The organism is Oleiphilus sp. HI0043 (assembly GCF_001634935.1).
In genome coordinates, this window is record NZ_LWEY01001470.1 from 1 (window position 1) to 1,150 (window position 1,150).

The 1,150-nt window shown below is 45.2% G+C and carries 1 protein-coding gene; it reads left to right on the top strand.

From position 1 onward, the window contains the following. Positions 1-138 precede the first annotated feature (138 nt). Positions 139-1,150: DUF1513 domain-containing protein (locus A3729_RS20870; protein ID WP_068634238.1), on the top strand; the 1,012-nt coding region annotated here is incomplete at its 3' end.

The window sequence follows — 1,150 nt, forward strand, 5'->3', positions numbered from 1 at the left end:
AAATGCAGTCAGAACAGCTGAAGGCTACCAGGCAACATTAGACATCTATAAGAAAATAGGCACCTTACACAAGGAGCTCGAAACATCAGTATCGGCCTTGGGTATTCACCTTGGCTTTAACAGTCGAGATGGTGATTAATGACTGACAAACTCTCGACATTAGAAAACACAAGGCTAAGCCGAAGACAGCTCCTTGGATCTATAGTCGCAAGCAGCTTACTCAGCCCATTCAATGCCTTCGCCAAGGAAAACGACTCAGAATTGCTCATTAGTGCAGCTAGGGATAGACACGGTCAGCATTGGGTAATTTGCTTACAAGGAAATGGCGAACCTGTCAGTCGGCTTAAGCTTCCCGCCAGAGCTCACCAGGTGATCAAGCACCCTCATAAAGAAGAAATAGCAGTCATTGGGCGGCGTCCTGGTCAATACATAATCGTATCTTCAATCAAATCAGGCAGAGTGATAAAACATATTCAGCCTGAACAGGGTTTCCACTTCTACGGGCATGCTCTTTACACACCTGATGGACGTTATTTGGTCAGCACTGAAAATCACATAGATTCGGGTCAAGGAAGGCTTTTTGTGAGAGATGTGCTCAACGATTATCGCGTACACGCCCAGCTCTCAAGCCATGGTATTGGTCCACATGAAATAAAGCTCTGCAGCGACACGGATACTTTAGTTATTGCCAATGGAGGTATTCTCACACACCCGGATAAAGGTCGTGTAAAGCTGAACCTCGATACCATGTCCCCTTCACTAACTTATGTCTCGCTTACGAGTGGTGACTTACTAGAGCAAGTAAAGTTAAAAGAGGAATACCACCAGCTGAGCATTCGTCACATCGATATCAACCAAAGAGATGAAGTGGTGATCGGCCTACAGTATCAAGGAGATAAAACTGACAGCGTTCCCTTGGTTGCCCACCACCAACGAGGGAAAGACCTCAAACCTCTTTGGGCACCCGATGATGTTAATTATGCCATGAAGCATTATTGTGGCAGCGTTTGTTTTGACCCCATAGGAAAAACTGCCGCGGTTTCCTCACCCAAAGGAGATTTGATTACCTTTTGGGACTTTGATCAATTAATCTATTTAAGCAGTCTTCGTTGTAAAGATGGCTGCGGTTTAACCAGCTATCGAAACAATG